Origin of the sequence: Achromobacter sp. Marseille-Q0513, from assembly GCF_018195695.1 — a bacterium.
GTDB lineage: Bacteria > Pseudomonadota > Gammaproteobacteria > Burkholderiales > Burkholderiaceae_B > Achromobacter.
In genome coordinates, this window is sequence record NZ_JAGTJY010000005.1 from 20,458 (window position 1) to 43,763 (window position 23,306).

Annotated in this window: 28 protein-coding genes and 1 pseudogene; 20 read left to right on the forward strand and 9 right to left on the reverse strand. The window is 65.9% G+C overall.

The window, feature by feature from the left end:
* The first annotated feature begins 101 nt into the window (after window positions 1–101).
* Window positions 102–494, forward strand: coding sequence for a VOC family protein (locus KDH83_RS02405; RefSeq protein ID WP_212312574.1), 393 nt, complete (start codon window positions 102–104; stop codon window positions 492–494).
* Window positions 495–512: 18 nt separating this feature from the next.
* On the opposite strand, the gene KDH83_RS02410 is transcribed toward KDH83_RS02405, so the two are convergent.
* Window positions 513–929: a hypothetical protein gene (locus tag KDH83_RS02410; RefSeq protein ID WP_212312576.1), complete on the reverse strand. Its 417-nt coding sequence runs from the start codon at window positions 927–929 to the stop codon at window positions 513–515.
* A gap of 176 nt (window positions 930–1,105) precedes the next feature.
* Here KDH83_RS02410 and aqpZ point away from each other — a divergent pair, with 176 nt between their 5' ends.
* From aqpZ to KDH83_RS02430, 4 genes are all read left to right on the forward strand, one after another.
* On the forward strand, window positions 1,106–1,813 hold the full coding sequence (aqpZ, locus tag KDH83_RS02415; RefSeq protein WP_212312578.1) for an aquaporin Z: 708 nt from the start codon (window positions 1,106–1,108) through the stop codon (window positions 1,811–1,813).
* A 124-nt stretch (window positions 1,814–1,937) separates the two neighbouring features.
* Window positions 1,938–2,501, forward strand: a complete 564-nt coding sequence (locus KDH83_RS02420; RefSeq protein ID WP_212312581.1) for a cytochrome b — start codon at window positions 1,938–1,940, stop codon at window positions 2,499–2,501.
* A 90-nt stretch (window positions 2,502–2,591) separates the two neighbouring features.
* The gene (gene kdsA / locus KDH83_RS02425) at window positions 2,592–3,449 is read left to right on the forward strand and encodes a 3-deoxy-8-phosphooctulonate synthase (protein WP_212312582.1); all 858 of its coding nucleotides are present in this window, start codon (window positions 2,592–2,594) and stop codon (window positions 3,447–3,449) included.
* Window positions 3,450–3,514: 65 nt separating this feature from the next.
* Window positions 3,515–3,823: a carbohydrate isomerase gene (locus KDH83_RS02430; protein WP_103275086.1), complete on the forward strand. Its 309-nt coding sequence runs from the start codon at window positions 3,515–3,517 to the stop codon at window positions 3,821–3,823.
* A 40-nt stretch (window positions 3,824–3,863) separates the two neighbouring features.
* Here the strand turns inward: KDH83_RS02430 and KDH83_RS02435 are convergent, their stop codons facing one another.
* From KDH83_RS02435 to KDH83_RS02445, 3 genes are all read right to left on the reverse strand, one after another.
* The gene (locus KDH83_RS02435) at window positions 3,864–4,172 is read right to left on the reverse strand and encodes a hypothetical protein (protein WP_212312583.1); all 309 of its coding nucleotides are present in this window, start codon (window positions 4,170–4,172) and stop codon (window positions 3,864–3,866) included.
* Window positions 4,173–4,346: 174 nt separating this feature from the next.
* Entirely contained in the window at window positions 4,347–5,765 is a 1,419-nt protein-coding gene (locus tag KDH83_RS02440; protein WP_212312584.1) for an MFS transporter, read from the reverse strand.
* A 180-nt stretch (window positions 5,766–5,945) separates the two neighbouring features.
* The gene (locus KDH83_RS02445; protein ID WP_212312585.1) at window positions 5,946–6,530 is read right to left on the reverse strand and encodes a TetR/AcrR family transcriptional regulator; all 585 of its coding nucleotides are present in this window, start codon (window positions 6,528–6,530) and stop codon (window positions 5,946–5,948) included.
* A 135-nt stretch (window positions 6,531–6,665) separates the two neighbouring features.
* Between KDH83_RS02445 and KDH83_RS02450 the strand changes: the two genes are divergently transcribed.
* Window positions 6,666–7,862, forward strand: a complete 1,197-nt coding sequence (locus KDH83_RS02450; RefSeq protein WP_212312586.1) for an MFS transporter — start codon at window positions 6,666–6,668, stop codon at window positions 7,860–7,862.
* A gap of 69 nt (window positions 7,863–7,931) precedes the next feature.
* A pseudogene (locus tag KDH83_RS02455) lies at window positions 7,932–8,330 on the forward strand (RidA family protein).
* Between the two features lie 33 nt (window positions 8,331–8,363).
* Here the strand turns inward: KDH83_RS02455 and KDH83_RS02460 are convergent.
* Entirely contained in the window at window positions 8,364–9,296 is a 933-nt protein-coding gene (locus KDH83_RS02460; RefSeq protein WP_212312587.1) for a LysR family transcriptional regulator, read from the reverse strand.
* A gap of 168 nt (window positions 9,297–9,464) precedes the next feature.
* Between KDH83_RS02460 and KDH83_RS02465 the strand changes: the two genes are divergently transcribed.
* Genes KDH83_RS02465 through KDH83_RS02475 form a run of 3 tightly spaced genes read left to right on the forward strand, consistent with a single transcriptional unit; the run spans window position 9,465 to window position 11,384 of the window.
* Window positions 9,465–10,628 carry a DSD1 family PLP-dependent enzyme gene (locus KDH83_RS02465; RefSeq protein ID WP_212312588.1) on the forward strand — a complete coding sequence of 388 codons (1,164 nt, stop codon included), beginning with the start codon at window positions 9,465–9,467 and terminating at the stop codon, window positions 10,626–10,628.
* Window positions 10,629–10,651: 23 nt separating this feature from the next.
* On the forward strand, window positions 10,652–11,044 hold the full coding sequence (locus KDH83_RS02470; protein WP_212312590.1) for a RidA family protein: 393 nt from the start codon (window positions 10,652–10,654) through the stop codon (window positions 11,042–11,044).
* A 58-nt stretch (window positions 11,045–11,102) separates the two neighbouring features.
* Window positions 11,103–11,384 carry a hypothetical protein gene (locus tag KDH83_RS02475; protein WP_212312653.1) on the forward strand — a complete coding sequence of 94 codons (282 nt, stop codon included), beginning with the start codon at window positions 11,103–11,105 and terminating at the stop codon, window positions 11,382–11,384.
* Between the two features lie 16 nt (window positions 11,385–11,400).
* On the opposite strand, the gene KDH83_RS02480 is transcribed toward KDH83_RS02475, so the two are convergent.
* Window positions 11,401–11,730: a DUF2513 domain-containing protein gene (locus tag KDH83_RS02480; protein ID WP_212312591.1), complete on the reverse strand. Its 330-nt coding sequence runs from the start codon at window positions 11,728–11,730 to the stop codon at window positions 11,401–11,403.
* A gap of 211 nt (window positions 11,731–11,941) precedes the next feature.
* Here KDH83_RS02480 and KDH83_RS02485 point away from each other — a divergent pair, with 211 nt between their 5' ends.
* The 5 genes from KDH83_RS02485 to KDH83_RS02505 all read left to right on the forward strand — a co-directional run bounded on the left by KDH83_RS02485 (window position 11,942) and on the right by KDH83_RS02505 (window position 14,639).
* Window positions 11,942–12,340, forward strand: coding sequence for a hypothetical protein (locus KDH83_RS02485; protein WP_212312593.1), 399 nt, complete (start codon window positions 11,942–11,944; stop codon window positions 12,338–12,340).
* Window positions 12,341–12,433: 93 nt separating this feature from the next.
* Window positions 12,434–12,754, forward strand: a complete 321-nt coding sequence (locus KDH83_RS02490) for a hypothetical protein (protein ID WP_103275076.1) — start codon at window positions 12,434–12,436, stop codon at window positions 12,752–12,754.
* A gap of 381 nt (window positions 12,755–13,135) precedes the next feature.
* Entirely contained in the window at window positions 13,136–13,339 is a 204-nt protein-coding gene (locus tag KDH83_RS02495; RefSeq protein ID WP_006220190.1) for a cold-shock protein, read from the forward strand.
* Window positions 13,340–13,535: 196 nt separating this feature from the next.
* Window positions 13,536–14,099 (forward strand): DUF924 family protein, encoded by a 564-nt coding sequence (locus tag KDH83_RS02500; protein WP_212312595.1) that lies wholly within the window; start codon window positions 13,536–13,538, stop codon window positions 14,097–14,099.
* 333 nt (window positions 14,100–14,432) lie between these two features.
* A complete protein-coding gene (locus KDH83_RS02505; RefSeq protein ID WP_103275074.1) occupies window positions 14,433–14,639 on the forward strand; it encodes a cold-shock protein in 207 nt (68 codons plus the stop codon).
* A gap of 122 nt (window positions 14,640–14,761) precedes the next feature.
* On the opposite strand, the gene KDH83_RS02510 is transcribed toward KDH83_RS02505, so the two are convergent.
* Window positions 14,762–15,121, reverse strand: coding sequence for a hypothetical protein (locus KDH83_RS02510; RefSeq protein ID WP_212312597.1), 360 nt, complete (start codon window positions 15,119–15,121; stop codon window positions 14,762–14,764).
* A gap of 188 nt (window positions 15,122–15,309) precedes the next feature.
* Window positions 15,310–15,858, reverse strand: a complete 549-nt coding sequence (locus tag KDH83_RS02515) for a TIGR00645 family protein (protein ID WP_212312654.1) — start codon at window positions 15,856–15,858, stop codon at window positions 15,310–15,312.
* Between the two features lie 292 nt (window positions 15,859–16,150).
* Between KDH83_RS02515 and KDH83_RS02520 the strand changes: the two genes are divergently transcribed.
* From KDH83_RS02520 to lon, 5 genes are all read left to right on the forward strand, one after another.
* Window positions 16,151–16,906, forward strand: a complete 756-nt coding sequence (locus KDH83_RS02520) for a M48 family metallopeptidase (RefSeq protein ID WP_212312599.1) — start codon at window positions 16,151–16,153, stop codon at window positions 16,904–16,906.
* A gap of 157 nt (window positions 16,907–17,063) precedes the next feature.
* On the forward strand, window positions 17,064–18,374 hold the full coding sequence (gene tig / locus KDH83_RS02525) for a trigger factor (protein WP_212312601.1): 1,311 nt from the start codon (window positions 17,064–17,066) through the stop codon (window positions 18,372–18,374).
* Between the two features lie 5 nt (window positions 18,375–18,379).
* The gene (gene clpP / locus KDH83_RS02530) at window positions 18,380–19,033 is read left to right on the forward strand and encodes an ATP-dependent Clp endopeptidase proteolytic subunit ClpP (protein ID WP_212312603.1); all 654 of its coding nucleotides are present in this window, start codon (window positions 18,380–18,382) and stop codon (window positions 19,031–19,033) included.
* Between the two features lie 102 nt (window positions 19,034–19,135).
* On the forward strand, window positions 19,136–20,434 hold the full coding sequence (gene clpX, locus KDH83_RS02535; RefSeq protein WP_212312605.1) for an ATP-dependent Clp protease ATP-binding subunit ClpX: 1,299 nt from the start codon (window positions 19,136–19,138) through the stop codon (window positions 20,432–20,434).
* A gap of 173 nt (window positions 20,435–20,607) precedes the next feature.
* A complete protein-coding gene (gene lon / locus KDH83_RS02540) occupies window positions 20,608–23,058 on the forward strand; it encodes an endopeptidase La (protein ID WP_212312607.1) in 2,451 nt (816 codons plus the stop codon).
* Here lon and KDH83_RS02545 read toward each other — a convergent pair.
* Window positions 23,048–23,305, reverse strand: a complete 258-nt coding sequence (locus tag KDH83_RS02545; RefSeq protein ID WP_212312609.1) for a hypothetical protein — start codon at window positions 23,303–23,305, stop codon at window positions 23,048–23,050. The genes lon and KDH83_RS02545 overlap by 11 nt on opposite strands.
* Window position 23,306: the final 1 nt, after the last annotated feature.

The following is a 23,306-nucleotide window of genomic DNA, read 5'->3' on the forward strand; positions in this document are numbered from 1 at the left end:
GGGATCTTCGTACAGCAAGTCGGAAGGCGTGGATAATCGCAGAATGTTGCGTGGCCGGATCGGCCGGCCGCCGCTGAACCATAACCGAATCAGGAAGAGCCATGAAATTCGGCTACACCATTATCTATGTGCCGGACGTCCCGGCCTCGCTGCGGTTTTTCGAGCAGGCCTTCGGCCTTGCGCGCCGTTTCCTGCACGAATCGAACACCTACGGCGAACTGGATACCGGCGAAACCACGCTGGCCTTCGCCGCGAATGAGCTGGCCGACATGCATTTCGATGGCGGAGTGGTACAGGCGGCCACATCGGCCAGGCCGCTGGGCATGGAAATCGCCTTCGTGACGCAGGACGTGGCCGCCGCGCACGCCCGCGCGGTCGACGCCGGCGCTACCGAGCTCAGCGCGCCGGAAACCAAGCCGTGGGGCCAGGTGGTGTCCTACGTCCGATGCCCGGACGGATCGCTGGTCGAACTGTGCAGCCCGATCCAGGGATGAGGTGCCGGCCCGCGCGCCTCAGGCCCGCAGGTCCAGCAGATAGCCGGTGCTCTTGAGGAACTCGCCGGCCGCGATGCGGTATTCCCCCAACCGCCATTCCGGATTCTGCGGAATGCTGCGCTCGAACGCATGCAGCAGCGTGCGCCAGTCGCCGTCGTTCAGCAGCGCCGCCTTGAAGGCTTCGAACGCGCGCGGCTGCACCACGCCCATCAGGGCGGCCGTGGCGCGGTCCGACGGGCGCATTTCCATCTGGCCGTTGCTGTAGCGCACGCTGGGCAGGTCGACGATGGTGCCGGCCGGCAGCTCGCGGGCCGGACTGGCGGCCAGGGGCTGGCCGGACATAGGGGCCAGCGGCCGCGTCGGGCCGTCGACGAATTGCGCGGGTTTGGACTGATACAGGTTTGGCAGCGCGGCGGAGGCATCCGGGATGGACATGAAATCGGTTCCGAATTGGCGATATCTGGAGCTTGCGTTGCCGGGTTGACGGCAATCCGCAAGGCGACTTAAGGCTGCCTCCCGGCGCTGTGGCGCCGGCGCCGACTTTGCAATGCTTTGAAGTCTGGGATCGCGCGGCGCGATATCGTTGGATTTTCAGTCCAGGGGCCTCAATCATGCATGCATTGTCGAAACGGTGCGGAGCCGAGTTTTTCGGAACTTTCTGGTTGGTGCTGGGCGGCTGCGGCGCGGCGGTGCTGGCGGCCGGCGTGCCCGACGTGGGTATCGGCTATGCGGGCGTCGCCCTGGCGTTCGGCCTGACGGTGCTGACCATGGCCTTCGCCGTGGGCCATATCTCGGGCGGGCATTTCAATCCGGCGGTGACCGTGGGGCTGGTGGCGGGCGGGCGCTTTCCCGCCCGGGAGGTCCTGCCCTATGTGGTGGCCCAGGTGCTGGGCGCCGTCGCGGCTGCGGCGGTGCTGGCCTGCATCGCCACCGGCAAGACGGGGTTCGACCTGCACGCCAGCGGCTTCGCCGCCAATGGCTATGGCGACCATTCCCCCGGCAAGTATTCGCTGGCGGCTGCCTTCACCGCCGAGCTGGTGCTGACCGCCGGCTTCATCTTCGTGATCCTGGGCGCCACGAGCAAGCGCGCGCCCGCCGGATTCGCGGGCATTCCCATCGGCCTGGCCCTGACGCTGATCCATCTGGTCAGCATCCCGGTGACCAACACCTCGGTGAATCCGGCGCGTTCGACCGGCCCGGCGCTGTTCGTCGGCGGTTGGGCGGTGGAACAGCTGTGGCTGTTCTGGGTGGCGCCGATCGCCGGCGCCGTGGTGGGCGCGATCGCCTACCGCCTGGTCAGCCGGCCCGAGAACGAGTAAGCAGGCTTGCCGACGGCCCAGGTGCAGGGCCGGCTTGCGCCTTGCGGCGTCCTGGCGGGACTCAGGACGCCGTAAGTCGCTGCTCGATACGCTCATGGACTCCGCCATTTTCCGGGCCTGATCCGTGAATCCCCTTCCTTTGTCCGGCGACGCTGGCTCGCCGACGCGCTACGACACGCCCACCATCCTGCTGCATTGGCTGACGGCCCTGCTCGTGGTCGGCCTGTTCGCCCTGGCCCAGGTATGGGACGCGCTGCCGCGCGGCACGCCCACGCGCAAACTGCTGCAGTCGCTGCACGTTTCCTTCGGCCTGCTGTTCGCGGCCGTGCTGGCGGCGCGCATCGTCTGGCGCTGGACGGCGGGGCGGCGTCTGCCGCGAGCGTCCGGCGGATTCTGGGGGCTGGCCGGCTCGAGCATGCATGTCCTGCTCTATGTATTGATGGCGGCGCAGGTCGTGCTGGGTTTCCTGTTCCGCTGGGCGCAGGGTGAAGCGTTCACCTTTTTCGGCCTGTTCGATGTGCCCACGCTGATCCATATCGATCGCGAGCAGCGCCGCGCCATCGGCGGCCTGCACGACACGGTGGCCTGGACGATCATCATCCTGGCAGGCTGTCATGCGCTGGCGGGGCTGGCGCATCACTACTGGCTGAAGGACGGGATCCTGCGCCGGATGCTGCCGTGGCGCTGAGCGCCGCGCCGCGGGCGGAATCCGGGGCGGGGCGGTCGCAGGTTGTACATTACGCACTGTCGTCTGCTCCATTTTTTACAGGATTCCCTCATGAGCGCCCCTGAAGTCCTCATTTCTTCCTCGATTGCCTGCGCCAACGACCGGCCCTTCGTGCTGTTCGGCGGCATCAATGTCCTGGAATCGAAGGACCTGGCGTTGCGCGCCTGCGAGGAATACCAGCGCGTCACGTCCAAGCTCGGCATTCCCTATGTGTTCAAGGCCTCGTTCGACAAGGCCAACCGATCCTCGATCCATTCGTATCGCGGTCCGGGGCTGGAAGAAGGCCTGAAGATCTTCGAGGCCGTGAAGAACACGTTCGGCGTGCCCGTCATCACCGACGTGCACGAGCCCTGGCAGGCCGCGCCGGTGGCCGAGGTGGTCGACGTGCTGCAGCTGCCGGCCTTTCTGGCGCGGCAGACCGACCTGGTGGTGGCGCTGGCCAAGACCCAGCGCATCGTCAACATCAAGAAGCCGCAATTCCTGAGCCCGGGCCAGGTGCTGAACATCGTCGAGAAATTCGTCGAGGCCGGCAATGACCAGCTGATCCTGTGCGATCGCGGCACGAACTTCGGTTACGACAATCTGGTCGTCGACATGCTGGGATTCGGCGTGATGAAGAAAGTCACCGGCAACCGTCCCGTGATTTTCGACGTGACGCATGCGCTGCAGCAGCGCTCGTCGCTGGACGCCGCCTCGGGCGGACGCCGCGAGCAGGTGGCCGACCTGGCGCGCGCCGGCATGGGCGTGGGGCTGGCCGGCCTGTTCCTGGAGGCCCATCCGGATCCCAGGAACGCCAAGTGCGACGGCCCCAGCGCCTTGCCGCTGGACAAGCTGGAGCCGTTCCTGACCCAGCTCAAGCAGCTGGACGACCTGGTGAAATCCTTTGCGCCCATCGACATCGAACCCTGAGCCGGCTGTCACGCTCGTACAGTCATGCTGTTATACGATCCTGGCCGGATGCTAAGGAGGCCAGGATGTCTTTGTACGTGATCGTCGCCGTCCGCAAGGAGCCGCTCAGCGGCCATGTGGCCTATGTGCGCTGGGGGCAGGCCGAGCGCGGTGTGCCGGGCTGGGTCAGCGAGCCGGTCACGGCGGCCGCGTCCGAAGTCATCGAGCTGATCAGGCAGGGGGCGGAAGTGGAGACGGCATTCAGCGTCGAGGGCACGTCGGTGGCGTCGCGACCGGTGCGCGTGCTGACTGACGACGAGGGGCGTGAGCGGCTGGCCTCGGCGCCGGCGCCCAGCTCCACGCTGCACACCTTGTTCGACCTGCCGGAGTTCTAGCCCGGCGGGCGGGCCGCGCGTGGCGGCGGCCCGAGATCGATCAGAACAGGCACTGCCGCAGGGCGAATCTGCGGCCGAAGGCATGCACCTGGTCGCCGTCGAACGAGGCGCCCAGATCCCAGCGCCCGCCGCGCGTCACCAGGATGGACTGGCCGGAGCAGGCGTGCCGGAAGGCGAACAGCCAGAAGGCGCCTTCCGATCCGACAGGCTCCAGGTCGTGCGGGCCGATCATCAACCGGTTCGGCCGCGGGGTCGCGCCCAGCGTCCAGCGCAATGCGATCGCCAGGAAGGCGAAGCGCGCCGAGAGGGAGGATGGTTGCACGCGCAGCATGCGGATCGTCTCTTTCATGGCCTCTACCCGATCTTGCATCCAGGGTGAGGCCAGCGTATCAAAGATGATCCGGGCCTTCCATACGGCGTTTGGGCGAGGCGCGCCCGTCGTCGGCTGCGCGCAACGGTTCGCGCCTGGCCCTGACGTCCATGGATGGATTGCGCCATGCCGACGCACCCGCGGGACAGCGCACTAGCGCCGCAGGTGGCGGATCAGCAGGACCAGGGCCAGCGCGGGCGCGACGGAAAACGCGGCGAACAGCCACAATGCGGCCTGCCGCGCGCCTTCGACGCCGCCCGGTTGCGCCAGTCCCGCGCTGTTGGTGATGACGCCGGCCAGCGCCGCCGTCAGCGCCGTCGCATAGAGCTGCACGGTGGTGATGGACGAGGAGGTCAGGGTTTCCTGGCCCGCCGGCGCGGCATTGAAGACGCGGGTCAGCAGATGCGGCCAGCCCAGGCCGATGCCGAAGCCCACCGCGGCCAGCGCCAGCGCGCCGCCGGCCAGGCCGGCCGGCGATCCGAAGGCGTCGGGCAGCGGCATCAGGATCGCCAGCAGTACCAGCGCGGCCAGCACCACCGCCGGCCCCAGCCGCATCATGCCATCGGCCGCCGCGCCGCTGCGCGTGGCGCTGGGCATGGCGGCCAGCGTCCAGCCCGCCGCCATCGCCGCCGTCATGTAGCCGGCGGCCAGCGGCGAGAAACCGTGGATGGTCTGCAGGAAGTAGGGCACGAAGATCTCGGTGGTGATGGCGGCCACCACCAGGCATATGATGGCGTACAGCGAACCGAGCGGCGTCGCCAGCGTATAGGCGCCGCTGGGCAGCAGTTTCTTGCCGGCGCGCGTGTCGACCCGCGCGATCAGCAGCGCGATGGCCAGGCCGGCGGCGATGCCGGCCAGGTTCCAGCGCAGGTCCTTGGACAGGCTGGCCAGCGTGATGGCCAGCACGCTGGCCACCAGCAGCCCGAGCGTGGCCAGCGGCACTGGGCTGGGCCGCGCATCGCTCACCGTCGACTTGCCGCCCACCTTGGCCGCCACGATGAGGGCCAGCAGCGCGCCGACGGGCAGCAGCGTCCAGAACGCCAGGCGCCAGTGCCCGGTCTGGGCGAAGATGCCGCCAATGGCCGGGCCGCACAGCGTGGCCACGCCCCACATGCCGGACACCAGCGCCATCGCGCGCGACCACAACGCCGAATCGAACACGATGCGGATCAACGCATAGCTCAGCGCGAACAGCACGCCGCCGCCCAGTCCCTGGATGCTGCGGCCCGCCAGCATCCAGGGCATGGAGGGCGCGAGCGCACAGACGACGGAGCCGGCCGAGAAGACGGCCACGGCCAGCAGGTACGCCGCCTTGGGGCCCAATGCCTGGATCAGCCGCGCCGACAGGGCCGAGCCCACGATGGAGGTCACTACGAACAGGGTGGTGTTCCAGGCGTAGTACTCCAGGCCGCCGATGTCCTTGATGATGCTGGGCAGGATGGTGGTGACGATGTAGACGTTGATGGCGTGCAGGGCGACGCCGCCGGCCAGCGCGATGGAACGCAGCGCATTGGCGCCATGCAGCAGGTCGGCCCAGCTGGCGCCGGGCGTCTGCGCGGTGTCTGAATTCACGGTGTGCTCCTGCCGCTGCGGGCTTGGGGGTATTTAAACAAGAATTATCTTTGAATAATAAAGGGGAGCGGCCGGGCCGGCAAGGGCGATGGCGGCGTGGGGTTCCTCGGGGTCGGGCATGCAAGGCGCCACGCCAGCCGTTCCATGGATCTTTGTGTCCGGCGCTTGCCGGAGACGGCTTCAGCGTCGGCGCAGCCCATCCAGCAGCAGGTCCAGCGCGCGCAGCGCCTGCTCCAGCCGCTCGCCATCGTCGGGCGCCGCGGCGATCCAGAAGGCGCCGTCCATCAGCGCCCCGTTGATGAGCCGCGCCAGCGCCTGAGGTGCGGCGGCATGGACCTGGCCCTCATCCATCAGGCTTTGCAGCATGGCGGCCAGCGACGCGATGCAGGGCTGCAGGGCCGCCTCCGAGGCCGGCCCCAGCACGGCGCGCGCGTCCTGCAGCGCGATGCGCTGGATTTCGGGTTCGGTCGCCATGTGCAGCCAGGCGCGGCAGCGTTCGCGCAGCGCCGTCCAGGCGTCGGGCGCCGCGTCCGAGATGCGCTGCAGCCGCTGGTCCATTTCCTGGTCAAGTTCGGCGGCTACCGCGGCCAGCAGTCCCTGCTTGTCGCCGAAGTGGTGGTAGAGCGCGCCGCGGGTCAGGCCGGCGGCGGCGGTCAGCTCGTCCATGGACGCCGCGGCATAGCCCGATTCGCGGAACGCCTTGCGGGCGGCGGCCAGCAGCTTCACACGGGTTGCCTCGATCATTTCAGCGCGGGTTCGGGACATGGCGGGTTTCCTGGTGGCATACGCTGCGTATGTTAGTTGACATACGGCATGTATGTTAATAAGATTTTGCATACGCTTCGTATGTCAATCTGGCGCGGCCTGGACGGTGGCGCCCTTTGTTTCACAGGTGCGCGGTTGCGAAATCCCTATCGAGAGTTGTTCAAGGCGCCCGGCGCCGCCGGCTTCGTGCTGGCCGGGCTGGTGGCGCGGCTGGCGCTGCCCATGGCGGGCATCGGCATCATCACCATGCTGTCCCAGCTGCGAGGCGCCTACGCGTTGGCGGGGGCGGTGGCGGCCACGTTCTCGCTGTCCACCGCCTTGCTGGCGCCGTGGATATCGCGCCGGGTGGACCGGCACGGGCAGACCCGGGTGCTGCCGCTGGCGGCGGGCCTGAGCATCCTGGCGCTGGTGGGGCTGGCGGCCGGCGCGCATGGGGGCTGGCCGGATTGGACCCTGTTCGCCTGCGCGGCGGCGGCCGGCGCCATGCCCAGCATGCCGGCCATGGTCCGGGCGCGCTGGAGCGTGCTGTACCGAGACCAGCCGCTGCTGCGCACGGCCTTCGCGCTGGAATCGGTGCTGGACGAGGTCACGCTGATCGTCGGCCCGCCGCTGGCGGTGGGGCTGAGCGTGGCCTGGTTTCCCCAGGCCGGGCCGCTGGCCGCCGCGGCGCTGCTGGCCGTCGGCATTACCGCGTTCAGCCTGCAGACCCGGACCGCGCCGCCGGCGAACCCGGCGCGCGCCGGCCGCGAGCCCACCGTGCTGCGCCTGGCGGCCTTGCGCCAGCTGACGCTGATGCTGGCCGCGATGGGCGTGATCGTGGGCGTCATCGACGTGATGAGCGTGGCCTTCGCCACGCGCCAGGGCGTGCCGGCGGGCGCGAGCATCGTGCTGTCCGTGTATGCGCTGGGTTCCTGCCTGGCCGGACTGGCGTTCGGCGCGATGCGCCTGTCCATGCCCTTGCCGCGCATGCTGGCCATTGCGGGCACGATGACGGCGGCGACCACGCTGCCGCTGCTGTGGGTGGACGACCTGCTGGGCCTGTCGCTGGCGGTATTGGCGGCGGGCGGGTCGTTCGCCCCGACCATGATCATCGCCATGGGCATGGCGGAGGCGGCCGCGCCCGCGCATCGCCTGACCGAAAGCCTGACCTGGCTGATCACCGGCCTGTTCGCCGGCGTGGCGGCGGGCGCCGCGCTGGCGGGCTGGCTCGTGGACGTGCATGGCATCCGCGCGGGCTTCGGCGCCGCGGTCGGCGCGGGCGCGGCGGTGCTGGCGATCGTGCTGTCCGGCGCCTTGCGCAGGCGTGACGCGGGCGCATCATCGGCGGCCTGAACGGCGTGCCGGCGCAGATAGAATTCCTGGCATGCGCGCCGCGGGGCGCGTGATCATCAGGAGAACAGCATGTCCAGAACCGTGATCAATCCCGACACCGTCTTCAACTCGGTGCAATACGGCTTCAGCCAGGCCGTGGTCGTCACCGGCAGCCGGCGCATGCTGTTGTCGGGACAGGTCGGCATCGATGTCCACGAGCGTACCGTGGGGCCGGGCCTGCAGGAACAGACCGAGGCCGCGCTGGACAACATCGAGCGCGTGCTCGCCGCCGCGGGCGGGCGGATCGATCAGGTCATCATGCTGCGCATCTATATCTGCGAAACGGCGCGTGAAGACCAGTAGGTGATCGCGCAGGCGCTGCGGGATCGTTTCAAGTCCGATCCGCCGCCTTCGTCGTGGATCGTCGTCAGCGGCCTGTCGCTGCCGGAATGGCTGATCGAGATCGAAGCCGAGGCCATGCTCGACTAGGGCGTGGGAGGCGGGGCCGCGATGCCGCTGGCGCTAGGCGGACGCCGCGCCGCGCGCGGGCTTGTCGCGCCACGGGGGGGCGGCGAAGGCCTCTTTCAGATACGCGAGAAATCCCGCCGTGCGCGCGGGCAGGTCCTGGCGCGATTTCACCAGCGCCACCACATTGGCCGGTGGCAGCGCCCATCCGGCCAGCAGCGGCACCAGCCTGCGGGCGCGCACGTGGTCCGCCACGTCCCATTCCGAGCGGGCCACGATGCCCTGGCCGTCCAGCGCCCATTGCAGCGCCGCCGCGCCCGTGTTGCTGGAAAGCACCGGCGCGATGCGCACGCCGACCGCCGGGCCGCCGCCTTTCTTGAAGCGCCACAGGGTCACGTCCTCGTCGTTCTCGCGCAGCGCGATGCAATCGTGCTCGCGCAGGTCCTCCGGCTTGGCCGGCGCGCCATGGCGCGCCAGGTAGGCGGGCGAGGCGCAGAGGATGCGGCGGTTCGGCGCCAGTGGATAGGCCACCAGCGTGGAGTCGCGCAACTCGCCGATGTGCACCATCACGTCCCAGTCGTCGCTGGACAGCCGAGGCGGGCCGTCGGACAGCGTCAGGCTGGCGGTGATGCCCGCGCTGCGCTGGCGGAACTGCGCGACCAGGCCGGCGATGTGGCGTTGCCCGAAACCCAGCGGCGCCACCACGCGCAGATGGCCGGCCACCATGCCGCGGCGGCCCGCCAGCTCGTCGGCCAGGTCATTGATTTCATTGCTGATCTGCGTGGCGCGCTGCGCCAGCAGGCGGCCTTCGTCGGTCAGGGCGGTGCCACGGCCCGAACGGTTCACCAGGCGCACGCCCAGCCGCTTTTCCAGCGCGTTGAGCCGTTGCGTCACGGCAGGCGGCGTCACGTCGAGCGCGCGCGCCGCCTGCGCCAGCGAGCTGGTCGACGCCAGGCTCAGGAAGAAACGAAGATCGTCGGTGGTGATCATGCGGCCGCCTGGGTGTTCAGAATGGAATTAACTGACAATTAAGGCCATATTAAACATGCGGACGCGCATGCGCGCCATACTGCGGACTCGGCGGGATTGCGTCCGCGCAGCCGCCGCCATAGCCACCCGGGCTGACCGGGCGACCGACTCACGACCACAGAATCCGCCATGAACGACACGCCCAGCGCCTCGCAGCGCCCGACCCTGGAATCCCTGGACACGCCTTGCCTGGTCCTGGACGAGACGCGGATGACGCGCAACATCGAGCGCCTGAACGGCCTGATGGCCGGGCACGGCGTGCGCCTGCGGCCGCACCTGAAGACGCCGAAGTCCATCGACGTGGCGCGCCGCGTGATGACGGAGCCCACCGGTCCCGCGGCGGTCTCCACCTTGCAGGAGGCCGAGCAGTTCGCCGCCGCCGGCATCACGGACCTGCTGTACGCCGTGGGCGTGGCGCCGGCCAAGCTCGACCGCGTGCTGGCGCTGCGCCGCCAGGGCGCGGACCTGACCGTGGTGGTCGACAGCCTCCTGGCCGCCAGCGCCGTCGCCGAGCGCGCGCAGGCCGAGGGCGAGATCATTCCCGCGCTGATCGAGATCGACTGCGACGGCCACCGCGCCGGCGTCCAGCCGGGCAATACCGAGCAGCTGTTGGCGATCGCCCGCAAGCTGCAGGGCGCGGGTTGCCTGCGCGGCGTCATGACGCATGCCGGCGAATCCTATGGCTGCCGCAGCGTCGAGGCCATCGCCGACATGGCCGAGCAGGAGCGGCGAGCGGCGGTGAGTTGCGCCGACGCCATCCGCGCCGCCGGCCTGCCGTGTCCGGTCGTCAGCGTGGGGTCCACGCCCACCGCCCACTTCGCCCGCAGCCTGGAAGGCGTGACCGAGGTGCGCGCCGGCGTCTACGTGTTCTTCGATCTGGTGATGGCGGGGCTGGGCGTATGCCAGGCCGACGATATCGCGGCATCGGTGCTGACCACGGTGATCGGTCATCAGCTCGAAAAGGGCTGGATCCTGGTGGACGCGGGCTGGATGGCGATGTCGCGCGACCGAGGCACGGCGAAGCAGCCCGTGGACCAGTTGTACGGCCTGGTATGCGATGCGCAGGGCAGGCCGTATCCCGACCTGCTGCTGGCCGAGACCAACCAGGAGCAGGGCATCATCAAGCTGCGCGCCGGCAGCGGCGCGGCCTTGCCGGATCTGCCGCTGGGCACCAAACTGCGCATCCTGCCCAATCATGCCTGCGCCACCTGCGCGCAGCATGAGGCCTATGAAGTGGTGCGCGGAGCCTCGCCCGAGGTCGTCGCGCACTGGGAACGTTTCCGCGGCTGGTGAGCCGCGCCTGGACTGGAATCCGCATGGACCTGATTTACACCCCCGACGCCACGCCGCCCGCCGGCCATTATTCGCAGGCGGTGCGCGCCAACGGCTTTGTTTTTGTCTCGGGACAGCTCGGCTTCCTGGCGCCTGCCGGGCCGGGCGCCCGGCCCGTGCTGGCTCAGGGCGCGGCCGCACAGGCCGACGAGGCGCTGCGCAGCATGGAAGCCATCCTGCTGGCGGCGGGCTCGTCGCTGGCGGCCGTGGTCAACGTCACTGTCTACGTGCACGACGTGGGCTTGTGGGACGAGGTCAACCGCGTTTATGAGCGCCGCTTCGGGGCGCACAAGCCCGCGCGCGCCATCGTGCCGACCGGCGAACTGCATTACGGCGCGTTGGTTGAAATCAGCGCCGTCGCGCTGGCGCAGGAGTAATCCCGTCCGGCCGGCTGCCTATAATGCGGGCGATTCCAGGCTACGGAGGATGTCCGCGATGCAGTATGAATATCTGTTCTGGTCCATGGCCGCCGTCGTGGCGGCGGCGCTGGCTGGCGGCGCGCTGTGCGGCCGGCTGGGATCAGTCAAGCAGACCCTGATCGGGGTGGTGGCGCTGGCGGTGGCGATTTTCGTCGCGGTGCTGGTGCTGTCGCGTCTGAACGGATTCGCGGATCTGGCGGCGATGCTGTCCATCGCCGCCTTCATGTTCGGACTGGTGATCGCCGCCGCGGCCTCGCTGCTCACGCGGCGCATCCTGCTGCGCCGCGCGGAACGCTGAGCGGGCGGGAAGGGGATTACTCCTCTTCTTCGTATTCCTCTTCGCCGTCCTCGTCTTCGTCCTCTTCGTATTCCTCTTCGTCTTCGTCGTCCTGCTCGAGGGCGTCATAGCCCTTCCAGGTAATGCGCCAGCGGGTCGCGCCGGCATTGGCGGCGGTTTCGCTGATCTGCTTGACCAGGCCGGCGTCGGCAAGCAGGTCCATGTGGTGCGCGATGAGCTGCAGGCCTTGCTCTTCGGGGTGCGGCGCCAGGGCGGCGTTCTTGATGTCCAGGGTGCTCAGGTTGGGGCCGGGCGCGTCGCGCAGGGCTCCCAGGATCGTGACGACCAGATCGAAATCGCGTTGCATGATGTCCACCATGTGGGGGTAAGAAAGAAACAGGCCGACAATAGCAGAGTTCCGCGGCAGCGATGCGACAGGTCCGGCGGCTGGGTTACAGTCCGGGATCGTTGGTTCACCGCAATGGCGCTACACGTATGAATGAAGCTATGCACGCCGCGCGCGCCGCGCGCGTTTTCCGCCCCGGTCTGGAGGGCGCTTTTCCCTGGATGGCCGGACGATGATGAAGCCCGCTGAACGCGACTGCGTCGCCGTGGTGCCCGGCTATACCGGCCAGGTCGCGAAGCTGTACCTGGCCCGCGACGAGGAAGGCCGCCTCGCAGGCGTCACCATTTTCGACCTGCTGGGCCACGTCAAGCTGCAGGGCACGGCCGACGAGGCCGCCGCCTGGGTGGGCGAGTGGCTGTCGCAAGAATCCGACAATCGCAAGGCCCGGCGCACCCAGCTGCTGGCGCAGTTGTTCCTGTGCAAACTGACGGGTGACGAGAAGGCCGCGTTCCTGGCGACGCAGCAGGCGCTGGGGCGGACGCTGGCCGATGCCGGGGTGCGCAGCCGTAGCGTGGCGGCCACGTCGGGGGCGGCACGCCCGTCGCTCGGGCCGAAAGTCAGGAATCGGTAGCACAAGGCTGTTATAGTCGCGCCTGGGCGTGATCATGCACCGTCATGAGGCATGCTCAAGCGGGCTTGGCCCGCGCATCAAGGAAGAAGGATCATGGAAATACAAAGTCGGCACCTTGCCGACGTGGCGGGCGGCGTCGAACTGCACACGACGCTGGACGGCGAGAGCATCAGCGTCTACGTCGTGACGGGCGTCACCGATCTCAATGCGATCGCAGAGATCGTCCCCCGCGAGAAAGTCGAGGCCGGAGCGGACATACACGCAGCCAATGTCGACAATATTGATAATGCGCAAGACCAGATCGACCAGGTCCTGGAAAATATGAACCCCGGCGACGTGGCGGTTTTCCTGTGCTCGGACACCGACGCTTTCGGCGCGGCGCTCGATCTGCTTGGTTTGCCCATCGACGAGTAAGCCCGGCGGCAAACCATGGTGCCTGTGTAAACGACGTATATGAAGAGTTTGCTCGTATAAGGGTTTACACGGCATTTATATAAGCCTTGCTTGTTTTTTGATCATGCGTTGGTGTTTTGCACCAGTGCAGGGCTTTTTGTTTTCTATAAAAACGTGCGTGAATATTCGTCAGTTTCTCTTTGTTGCATTATTGGCACGCGTTTTTTAAGATTATATTGACTTGTGAGGGGAACCTAACGATAGTGTCGGCACACGATCACAAGCGTTGCGATTTTCGTTCAGTGCCGTGCCTTTTCCGGCTCAGTGTTATTGTTCTACTGTCCCCTCCTTGATTGATTCGTGACCTCCGGGCATTTGCCCATTATCTCTAGGAAATACAGTATGGAAACCGGCGTCGTTAAGTGGTTCAACTCGGAAAAAGGCTATGGCTTTATCACCCCGGAAGCGGGTGGTAAGGATCTGTTCGCCCACTTCTCCGAGATTCAGGGTTCGGGCTTCAAGTCTCTGGAAGAGAACCAGCGCGTCAGCTTCGTGACCGCCAATGGTCCGAAGGGTCCGCAAGCTACGAAGATTCAAGTCCTGTAAGGACCTGATTTTTCGGAAAAGCCCCCGTCAGGGGGCTTTTTTGTTGCCGCGCCGCGCCTGGCGCCCGCCAGGAAGCCGGCATCGAGCGTCTGGCGACGATGTAGTCCTGGAGCCAAGGGCAGGAACGGCCTGGCGGCGTTGTATGCTGCGAGTGCGCGCCCGCGCTGCCGTATTTCTCCTTTCCTGGATGTCCCGCATGTCCTCATCTTCCTCGCCCACGCCGCTTCCGCAGCCCGCCGAGGTCGTTGCCTTCTGGCGCGACGCGGGCCCTCAGCAATGGTTCAGCAAGAACGCGGCCTTCGACGCCGAATTCCGGCGGCGATTCGAGAGCGCCCACATCGCCGCCGCGGCCCGCGAGCTGGACGACTGGCTGGGAGATTCCACCGGGGCGCTGGCGCTGATGGTTCTGCTGGACCAGTTCCCGCGCAATGCCTATCGCGGCACGGCGCACATGTTCGCCACCGATCCGCTGGCGCGCTATTGCGCCGAATACGCGATCGGCGTCGGCCATGACCTGGCGGTCGAGGCGCAGCTGCGCCAGTTCTTCTATCTGCCCTTCGAGCACGCAGAGGATCTGGAGGCGCAGGAGCGCGGCGTGGCGCTGATGGAGGCCCTGGGCGGCGATACGCTGCGCTGGGCGGTCCTGCATCGCGACATCATCAAGCGTTTCGGCCGTTTCCCCCATCGCAACGCGGCGCTGGGTCGCCTGACCACGCCGGCCGAGCAGGCCTTCCTGGATGGGGGCGGCTTCTCGGGCTGATGGATGGGGTGTTGTTTGTCCTGGTTTCTTTGTGTGTCAACGAATACCAATTTGAAAATATCCATGCATTTCCCAAAAATGCATGGTGAATCGGTTGGTTGATGCCCGTGTCCTGCCGCCAGACTCTGGCCGGCCGCCGGCAGCAGGGGCGGGATTTGCACAATTGACGTTTTTCGGAATTCGCCAATACACTGATTCCAGCGAGATTTTCAAGCGACGCGGTCTGCGTTTAACTTGTCGCCGTCAATGCTGTTGCGGTTGCTTCCTCTCCCATCCTTGACGATCTGGCACCCCGCGAGCAATCGCTTCCCCTGGATTCAAGGACATCCGCATATGGCAACCGGCATCGTCAAGTGGTTCAACGCCGAAAAAGGGTATGGCTTCATCGTTCCCGACGACGGCAGCAAGGATCTTTTCGCCCACTACTCCGAAATCCGCAGCGAAGGCTACAAGACGCTGCAGGAGAACCAGCGCGTCAGCTTCGAGGTAGGCACCGGCCCCAAGGGCCCGAGCGCGAAGAACATCAAGGTTTCGGCCTGATCCGCCGCGCCTGAGGTTCGTGGGGCGGCAGGCCCGCGCTTCCAAAGCTTCCTGCATGAAAAAATGCCAGTCGGTGACGCTGACTGGCATTTTTTTTGCCGGGCGTTCGCAGGCGCGGACTTTCAGGCTTCGATCGGTCGGTTGGGGTACAGGTTCAACGACAGGACGGCATCGGAGTAGGTGGCCAACAGCATGCCCGACAGATGGCCGTGCAAGGCGCCGAACAGTGACCAGGTGAGCGTCTCGCTGCCGGGCAGCAGATCGAGCAGCAGCAACTGGCCGGTCCGCACCGTGCCGACGAAATAGGCGCGCTCATCGTGCTCACCGGTAGGCATGGCGCGATAGATCTTGGTGGCACGGCCACTGTCGTCCTTGCGCCAAGTGTTGCTGCTGGCGGTGCCCTTGGCGCCGATGGCCGGGATGTCTGCCTGGATCGTGTCCCAAAGGGCGCGGGCGTTGGCGGCGTAAACGAGGATGGTCATGGTGGGCGCACTCCTGTCGGGAATGAGGGGGGGCAGCGTGGCAAAGGTAGCAATGTCGCCGTTTTCCGGCAAGCCCAGCCCGGCCATGGTCCATGCGTCAATCACGCTTCAGCATGCGCGGCGTGTCGGCGGCCACCGGAAATCCGGCAGCCCGCCACATTTACACGCGGCGAGTGCCGCGCAGTGACTCAGTGATGCTTGGCGTGGGGCGGCGACGACAGTCGGTCCACCAGGGCGATGCCCAGGGCCGAGGCGATGAAGAGCGCGTGGATGATGGTCTGCCACATGACGCCGGCCTCGGTGAAGCGCGCATTGGGCGTGCCCAGCGTGCCGGCCTCGATGAAGGTGCGCAGCAGGTGGATCGACGAAATGCCGATGATCGCCATGGCCAGCTTGACCTTCAGCACGCTGGCGTTGACGTGGCTGAGCCACTCGGGCTGGTCCGGGTGGTTTTGCAGGCGCAGGCGCGACACGAAGGTCTCGTAGCCGCCGACGATCACCATCACCAGCAGGTTCGAGATCATCACCACATCGATCAGGCCCAGCACCAGCAGCATGATCTCCATCTCGCCGAAGCTGGTGGCGTGCGTCAGCAGGTGCCACAGTTCCTTCAGGAACAGCATGACATAGACGCCTTGCGCGACGATCAGCCCCAGGTACAGCGGCAACTGCAGCCAGCGCGAGCTGAAGATCAGGCCGGGTAGCAGGCCGAGGCGGGGAGGGGTGTTGGTGGACATCATGGGTGGGTTGCGAGCCGTTTGGTGTTTGCGGGAAAAAGCGCGGCGGCAATTCTATCAATGCGAGGCGACAGCGGACACCTGTTTCTGTGACGATTTCCAGGCCTTGCATTTGCGCGGATTCGGGGTGGCGTCATCCCGCGCCTAGCATGCCCCATGCGGGTTTGCATGGCTTTTATGTAAGGGAAATTCGCATTTGCGAAACTCTGTGGCGAAACGTCTGCGCCGGTTTTCCCATATATAGAATTGCCGGCGAATTCGCATAGAGCTTGTCAAAGAGGAGTTTGTTCCCATGAAGATCCGGTACACCGCCGCAGCCCTGGCGCTCGCGCTCGCCCCGTACTCCGTTTCGCATGCCCTGGACATCGGCGGCCTGGTCGGCGCCGGCAGCAAGGTCGTGCAGGCCGCCACCCTGAGCGATGCCGACATCAAGACCCTGTCGGACAAGGCTTGCGCGCAAAGCGATTCGCAGGAAAAGATCGCCGCGCCCGGCAGCAAGTACGACGCCCGCCTGCAGAAGCTGGCCAAGTCGCTCGGCGCCAGCGTCAATGGCCAGCCCGCCAACTACAAGGTCTACATCACCAAGGACGTCAATGCCTGGGCCATGGCCAACGGCTGCATCCGCGTCTACAGCGGCCTGATGGACATGATGAACGACGACGAAGTGCTGGGCGTGGTGGGCCACGAAATCGGCCACGTCGCGCTGGGCCACAGCAAGAAGGCCATGCAGACCGCCTACACGGTCTCGGCCGCCCGCGATGCCGCCGACGCCGCCGGCGGCGCGACGGTCGCCGCGCTGAACAAGTCGCAGTTGGGCGACCTGACCGAGAAGTTCATCAACGCGCAGTTCTCGCAATCGCAGGAAAGCGCCGCCGACGATTACTCGTTCGACCTGATCCAGGCCAAGAAGCTCAACGCCCGCGGCCTGGTCACGGCGTTCCAGAAGCTGGCCGAGCTGGACGGCGGCAAGAGCGATATGATGAGCTCGCATCCGTCCTCGGCCAAGCGCGCTCAGCACATCGAAGAGCGCATCGCCAAGGCCAAGTAAGGCGTTCGATCCCGCTTCCACCGGGAGGAAAACGGGGCGCGGGCATCCGGATTTATCCGGGGCCCGCGCCCCGTCGCGTCAGGGATCCGGAAGTTTCCGGTAAAATGCCGCGTTTATCCGCCCGTCACCATTCATTTTTCGGAAAATAGGTCTTTTAATGCAGCCTGTGGTTGAAACCCTCTCCGGCCTGGAGCGCCGTGTTGATCTGGCCGTTTCGGTGGCCGACGTCGAAAAGGAAGTCCAGGCGCAGCTCAAGCGCGTGGCCCGCACCGCCAAGGTGCCCGGCTTCCGTCCCGGCAAAGCTCCGCTCGCCATGCTCGAACGCAGCCATGGCCCCGGCATCCGCTATGACGTGATCAACAGCCAGGTCGGCCGCGCTTTCGAACAAGCCGTCGACGGCGCCAAGCTGCGCGTCGCTGGTGCCCCGAACCTGGAACCCAAGACCGAAGGCGTCTCGGACGACACGCTGGCGTTCACCGCCACGTTCGAGGTCTATCCCGAAGTCGCCGTGCCTGACCTGTCGGGCCTGGCCGTCACGCGCTACGAAACCGCCGTGACCGACGCTGAAGTCCAGCAGACCCTGGACGTGCTGCGCAAGCAGCGCGCCACGTTCGAAGCCCGTGAAGGCCGCGCCTCGCAAGACGGCGACCGCGTCACGCTGGACTTCGCCGGCACCATCGACGGCGTGCCCTTCGAAGGCGGCAAGGCCGAAGGCTTCCCCTTCGTGCTGGGCCAGGGCCGCATGCTGCCCGAGTTCGAGGAAGCCGCCCGTGGCCTGAAGGCCGGCGAGACCAAGGTCTTCCCGCTCAAGTTCCCCGATGACTACCAGGGCAAGGAAGTCGCCGGCAAGACCGCCGAATTCACCATCACCGTCAAGGAAGTGGCTGAAGGCGTGCTGCCCGAGCTGAACGGCGAATTCGCCAAGTCCCTCGGCCAGGCCGAAGGCGACGTGGAAAAGCTCAAGGCCGACATCCGCAGCAACATCGAGCGCGAAGTCAAGACGCGTTCGCAAGGCCGCACCAAGGCCAGCGTGATGGACGCCCTGGTCGAAGCCGGCAAGTTCGACGTGCCGAAGGCCCTGGTTGACAACGACGTGCAAGGCCGCGTGGCCGCCGCCCGCGAAGAGCTGAAGCAGCGCGGCATCCCCAACGCCGAGTCGGTGCCGATCCCCGCCGAAGCCTTCGCCACCGAGTCCGAGCGCCGCGTGCGCCTGGGCCTGCTGGTGTCCGAGCTGGTCAAGCAAGCCCAGCTGCAAGCCAAGCCGGAACAGGTCCGCGCCCGCATCGAAGAGTTCGCCCAGAACTACGAACAACCCGCCCAGGTTGTCAGCTATTACCTGGCTGACCGCCAGCGTCGTGCTGAAATCGAGGCTATCGTGCTGGAAGACAATGTCGTCGCGCACGTTCTGGAAAAAGCCAAGGTCACCGACGAAAAGGTGGCTTTCGATCAGTTGATGGGGATGGCGTAACTACTATGCAGAGATTCACCGATTTCTATGCGGCAATGAATGGCGGGTCTTCGGTGACCCCCACCGGCCTGGGCTACATTCCCATGGTGATCGAGCAGTCGGGGCGCGGCGAACGCGCCTACGACATCTACTCGCGTCTGCTCCGCGAGCGGCTCATCTTCCTGGTGGGCCCGGTCAACGACGCGACCGCCAACCTGGTGGTCGCCCAGTTGCTGTTCCTGGAATCGGAGAATCCTGACAAGGACATTTCCCTGTATATCAACTCGCCCGGCGGGTCGGTGTACGCGGGAATGGCCATCTATGACACGATGCAGTTCGTCAAGCCGGACGTGTCCACCCTGTGCACCGGCCTGGCGGCCAGCATGGGTGCGTTCCTGCTGGCGGCGGGCAAGAAGGGCAAGCGTTTCACGCTGCCCAACTCCCGCATCATGATTCACCAGCCCTCGGGCGGCGCCCAGGGCCAGGCCTCCGACATCCAGATCCAGGCCCGCGAAATCCTGGATCTGCGCGAGCGCCTGAACCGCATTCTGGCCCAGAACACCGGCCAGCCCGTCGAACGCATCGCCCTGGACACGGAACGTGACAACTTCATGTCCGCCGAAGATGCGGTATCGTATGGACTGGTCGACAAGGTGATGACCTCCCGTTCGGAAGGCTGACTTTCCGGCTCGTCCGAACCAGCTGCCATCACGTTCGAGTATGCGTAGGCTGCGCCGGGTCCTTCGGGCCTGGCGCGTCGTTACCTGAGATACGAAATACATATGCCTGAAAAAAAGGGATCGGCAGACGCTAAGGTGCTGCATTGCTCGTTTTGCAATAAAAGCCAGCACGAAGTCCGCAAGCTGATCGCAGGTCCGTCGGTATTCATCTGCGATGAGTGCATCGACCTGTGCAACGACATCATCCGCGAGGAAGCGCAGGCAACCGCGCGCGCGGCGATTCGTTCCGAACTGCCCACTCCGGCTGAAATCAAGACCTTCCTGGACCAGTACGTGATCGGGCAGTCGCTGCCCAAGCGCATGCTGGCGGTGGCGGTCTACAACCACTACAAGCGGATCCGCCACGGCGAGATCAAGGGCGACGAGGTCGAGCTCTCCAAGAGCAACATCATGCTGATCGGCCCGACCGGCTCGGGCAAGACCCTGCTGGCCCAGACGCTGGCGCGCATGCTGAACGTGCCCTTCGTCATGGCCGACGCCACCACGCTGACCGAAGCCGGCTACGTGGGCGAAGACGTCGAAAACATCATCCAGAAGCTGCTGCAGAACTGCAACTACGAGGTCGAGAAGGCGCAGCGCGCCATCATCTACATCGATGAAATCGACAAGATCTCGCGCAAGTCCGACAACCCGTCCATCACCCGCGACGTGTCGGGCGAGGGCGTGCAGCAGGCGCTGCTGAAGCTGATCGAAGGCACGGTGGCTTCGGTGCCGCCGCAAGGCGGGCGCAAGCACCCGAACCAGGACTTCGTCCAGGTCGACACGACCAACATCCTGTTCATCGTCGGCGGCGCCTTCGACGGCCTGGAAAAGGTCATCCGCGACCGTACCGAAAAGTCCGGCATCGGCTTCTCGGCCTCGGTCCGGGCCAAGTCCGAGCGCGGCGTGGGCGAACTCTTCTCCGAAGTCGAGCCCGAAGACCTGATCAAGTTCGGCCTGATCCCCGAACTGGTCGGCCGCCTGCCGGTGGTCGCCACGCTCGATGAGCTGGACGAGGCTGCTCTCATCCAGATCCTGACCGAACCGAAGAACGCGCTGCTCAAGCAGTTCCAGAAGCTGTTCGCGATGGAAGGCGCCGAACTGGACGTGCGTACCACCGCCCTGGCGGCCATCGCCCGCAAGGCGCTCAAGCGCAAGACCGGCGCGCGTGGCCTGCGCTCGATCATCGAGCAGGCGCTGCTCGACACCATGTATGACCTGCCTTCCCAAGGCAACGTCAAGCGCGTGGTGCTGGACGAGAATGTCATCGAAGGCGACGGCAAGCCCCTGCTGATCTACGCTGACGAGGCTGGCGCTTCGGAAAAGCCGGAGCGCGGGGAAGTCCGCGACGCCGCAGCCTGACATTTCAAGAAAACCCGTTCATGTAACGGGTTTTTTTGGCCTTGTTGGCCACCAGGACGCCGGGATCTTGAATTTTCGGCTATTGTTCCCATAACAGACGTAACTGACGAGGGCGCCCGTGTTTCCGGGCCTTCTCTGTCCCCGATACGCCGAGTCATACCGAGGAACCATCTATGTCTGCCAGCCAGACCCTGCCTTCCGACCCGATCGACCTGCCGCTGTTGCCGCTGCGCGACGTGGTGGTGTTCCCGCACATGGTCATCCCGCTGTTCGTCGGCCGTCCGCGCTCGATCCGCGCGCTGGAAGTCGCGATGGAAGCGGGCAAGAGCATCATGCTGGTGGCGCAAAAGTCCGCCGGCAAGGATGATCCCACTCCCGAAGACGTCTACGAAATTGGCTGCGTCGCCGGCATCCTGCAGATGCTGAAGCTGCCTGACGGCACCGTGAAGGTGCTGGTCGAGGGCACGCAGCGCGCCCGCATCAACACCATTGAAGACGCGGATTCGCACTTCACCTGCCAGGTCACCCCGATTGAGCCGGACGCCATCCAGGGCTCCGAGACCGAGGCGCTGCGCCGCGCGATCGTTGCCCAGTTCGAGCAGTACGTCAAACTCAACAAGAAGATCCCGCCCGAGATCCTGACCTCGCTCGCCGGTATCGACGACGCTGGCCGCCTGGCCGACACGATCGCCGCGCACCTGCCGCTCAAGCTTGAGCAGAAGCAGAAGATGCTCGAGATCGTCGGCACCTCCGAGCGCCTTGAAGGCCTGCTGACGCAGCTGGAAACCGAAATCGACATCCTCCAGGTCGAAAAGCGTATCCGTGGCCGCGTCAAGAAGCAGATGGAGAAGAGCCAGCGCGACTACTACCTGAACGAACAGGTCAAGGCCATCCAGAAGGAACTGGGCGAAGGCGAGGAAGGCGCTGACATCGAGGAACTCGAAAAGAAGATCATCGCCGCGCACATGCCCAAGGAGGCCCGTAAGAAGGCCGACGCCGAGCTCAAGAAGCTCAAGCTCATGTCGCCCATGTCCGCCGAAGCCACGGTGGTGCGCAACTACATCGATACGCTCATCAATCTTCCCTGGAAGAAGAAGAGCAAGATCAACAACTCGATCAGCAACGCCGAGACGGTGCTGGACAACGACCACTACGGCCTCGAGAAGGTCAAGGAACGCATTCTTGAATACCTCGCGGTGCAACAGCGCGTGGACAAGGTCAAGGCGCCGATCCTGTGCCTGGTCGGGCCTCCGGGCGTGGGCAAGACCTCGCTCGGCCAGTCCATCGCCAAGGCCACGAACCGCAAGTTCGTGCGCATGGCCCTGGGCGGCGTGCGCGACGAAGCCGAGATCCGCGGCCATCGCCGCACGTACATCGGCTCGATGCCCGGCAAGATCGTCCAGAACATGACCAAGGTCGGCGTGCGCAACCCGCTGTTCCTGCTGGACGAGATCGACAAGCTGGGCATGGATTTCCGCGGCGATCCCTCGTCGGCGCTGCTGGAAGTGCTGGATCCCGAACAGAACCACACGTTCCAGGACCACTACATCGAGGTCGACTTCGACCTGTCCGACGTGATGTTCGTCGCGACCAGCAACACGCTGAACATTCCGCCGGCGCTGCTGGACCGCATGGAAGTGATCCGCCTGTCGGGTTACACCGAAGAGGAAAAGATCCATATCGCCCGCGACCATCTGCTGCCCAAGCTGATGAAGAACAACGGCGTCAAGGACAACGAGCTGACGGTCGACGAGTCCGCGCTGCGCGACATCGTGCGCTACTACACCCGGGAAGCCGGCGTGCGTGCGCTCGAACGCGAAGTGGGCAAGATCTGCCGCAAGGTCATCAAGCAGCTGCTCACCCAGAGCGACAAGGCCAAGGCCGAGGGCAAGACCCCGGAAGCCAAGGTGGTCAACGTCACCGGTGAGAATCTGTCCGACTACCTGGGCGTGCGTCGCTACACGTTTGGCATGGCCGAGAAGGAAAACCAGATCGGCCAGGTCACCGGACTGGCCTGGACGGAAGTCGGCGGCGACCTGCTGACGATCGAAGTGGCGGACATGCCCGGCAAGGGCGTGATCCAGCGCACGGGCTCGCTCGGCGACGTCATGAAGGAATCGGTCGAGGCCGCCCGCACCGTGGTGCGCTCGCGCGCCCGGCGCCTGGGCTTCGCGGACAGCGTGTTCGAGAAGCACGACATGCACGTGCACGTGCCGGAAGGCGCGACGCCCAAGGACGGTCCGTCCGCAGGTATCGCGATCACCACGGCCATGGTGTCGGCCCTGTCGCGCATCCCGGTGCGCGCCGACGTCGCCATGACCGGCGAGATCACGCTGCGCGGCGAAGTCTTGCCCATCGGCGGCCTGAAGGAAAAGCTGCTGGCGGCGCATCGCGGCGGCATCAAGACGGTCTTGATTCCGGAAGAAAACGTCAAGGACTTGGCGGAGATTCCGGACAACGTCAAGAACCATCTGGAAATCGTGCCGGTGCGCTGGATCGACAAGGTCCTGGAGCTGGCCCTGGAGCGTCTGCCGGAGCCGCTGGCCGAGGAAGAAGCCGTGAAGGAACCGCTGGTGGCCAAGCCGGCGGAACCGGGTAGCACGGATCCGGTGCTCAAGCACTGAAACCTGGGTAGATGAGAAAGGCGCCGCTTACGCGGCGCTTTTCTTTTTTGGCGGCGCCGATGGATCCGATGGATGCGCCTGGCGTCGGCATTGGGCTTTTGGTCGAGCTGTCGCCGATACCAGGTGCGTGTCGGCGCCGGGCCGGCATGGTGTCGTGCCCCGATGCATCGCCAAACAAAAACCCCGCCATGGCGGGGTTTCCTGTCGCGGTGTAGCGATCGATGTTGCGGCGGCCGGGCTTGGCCAAG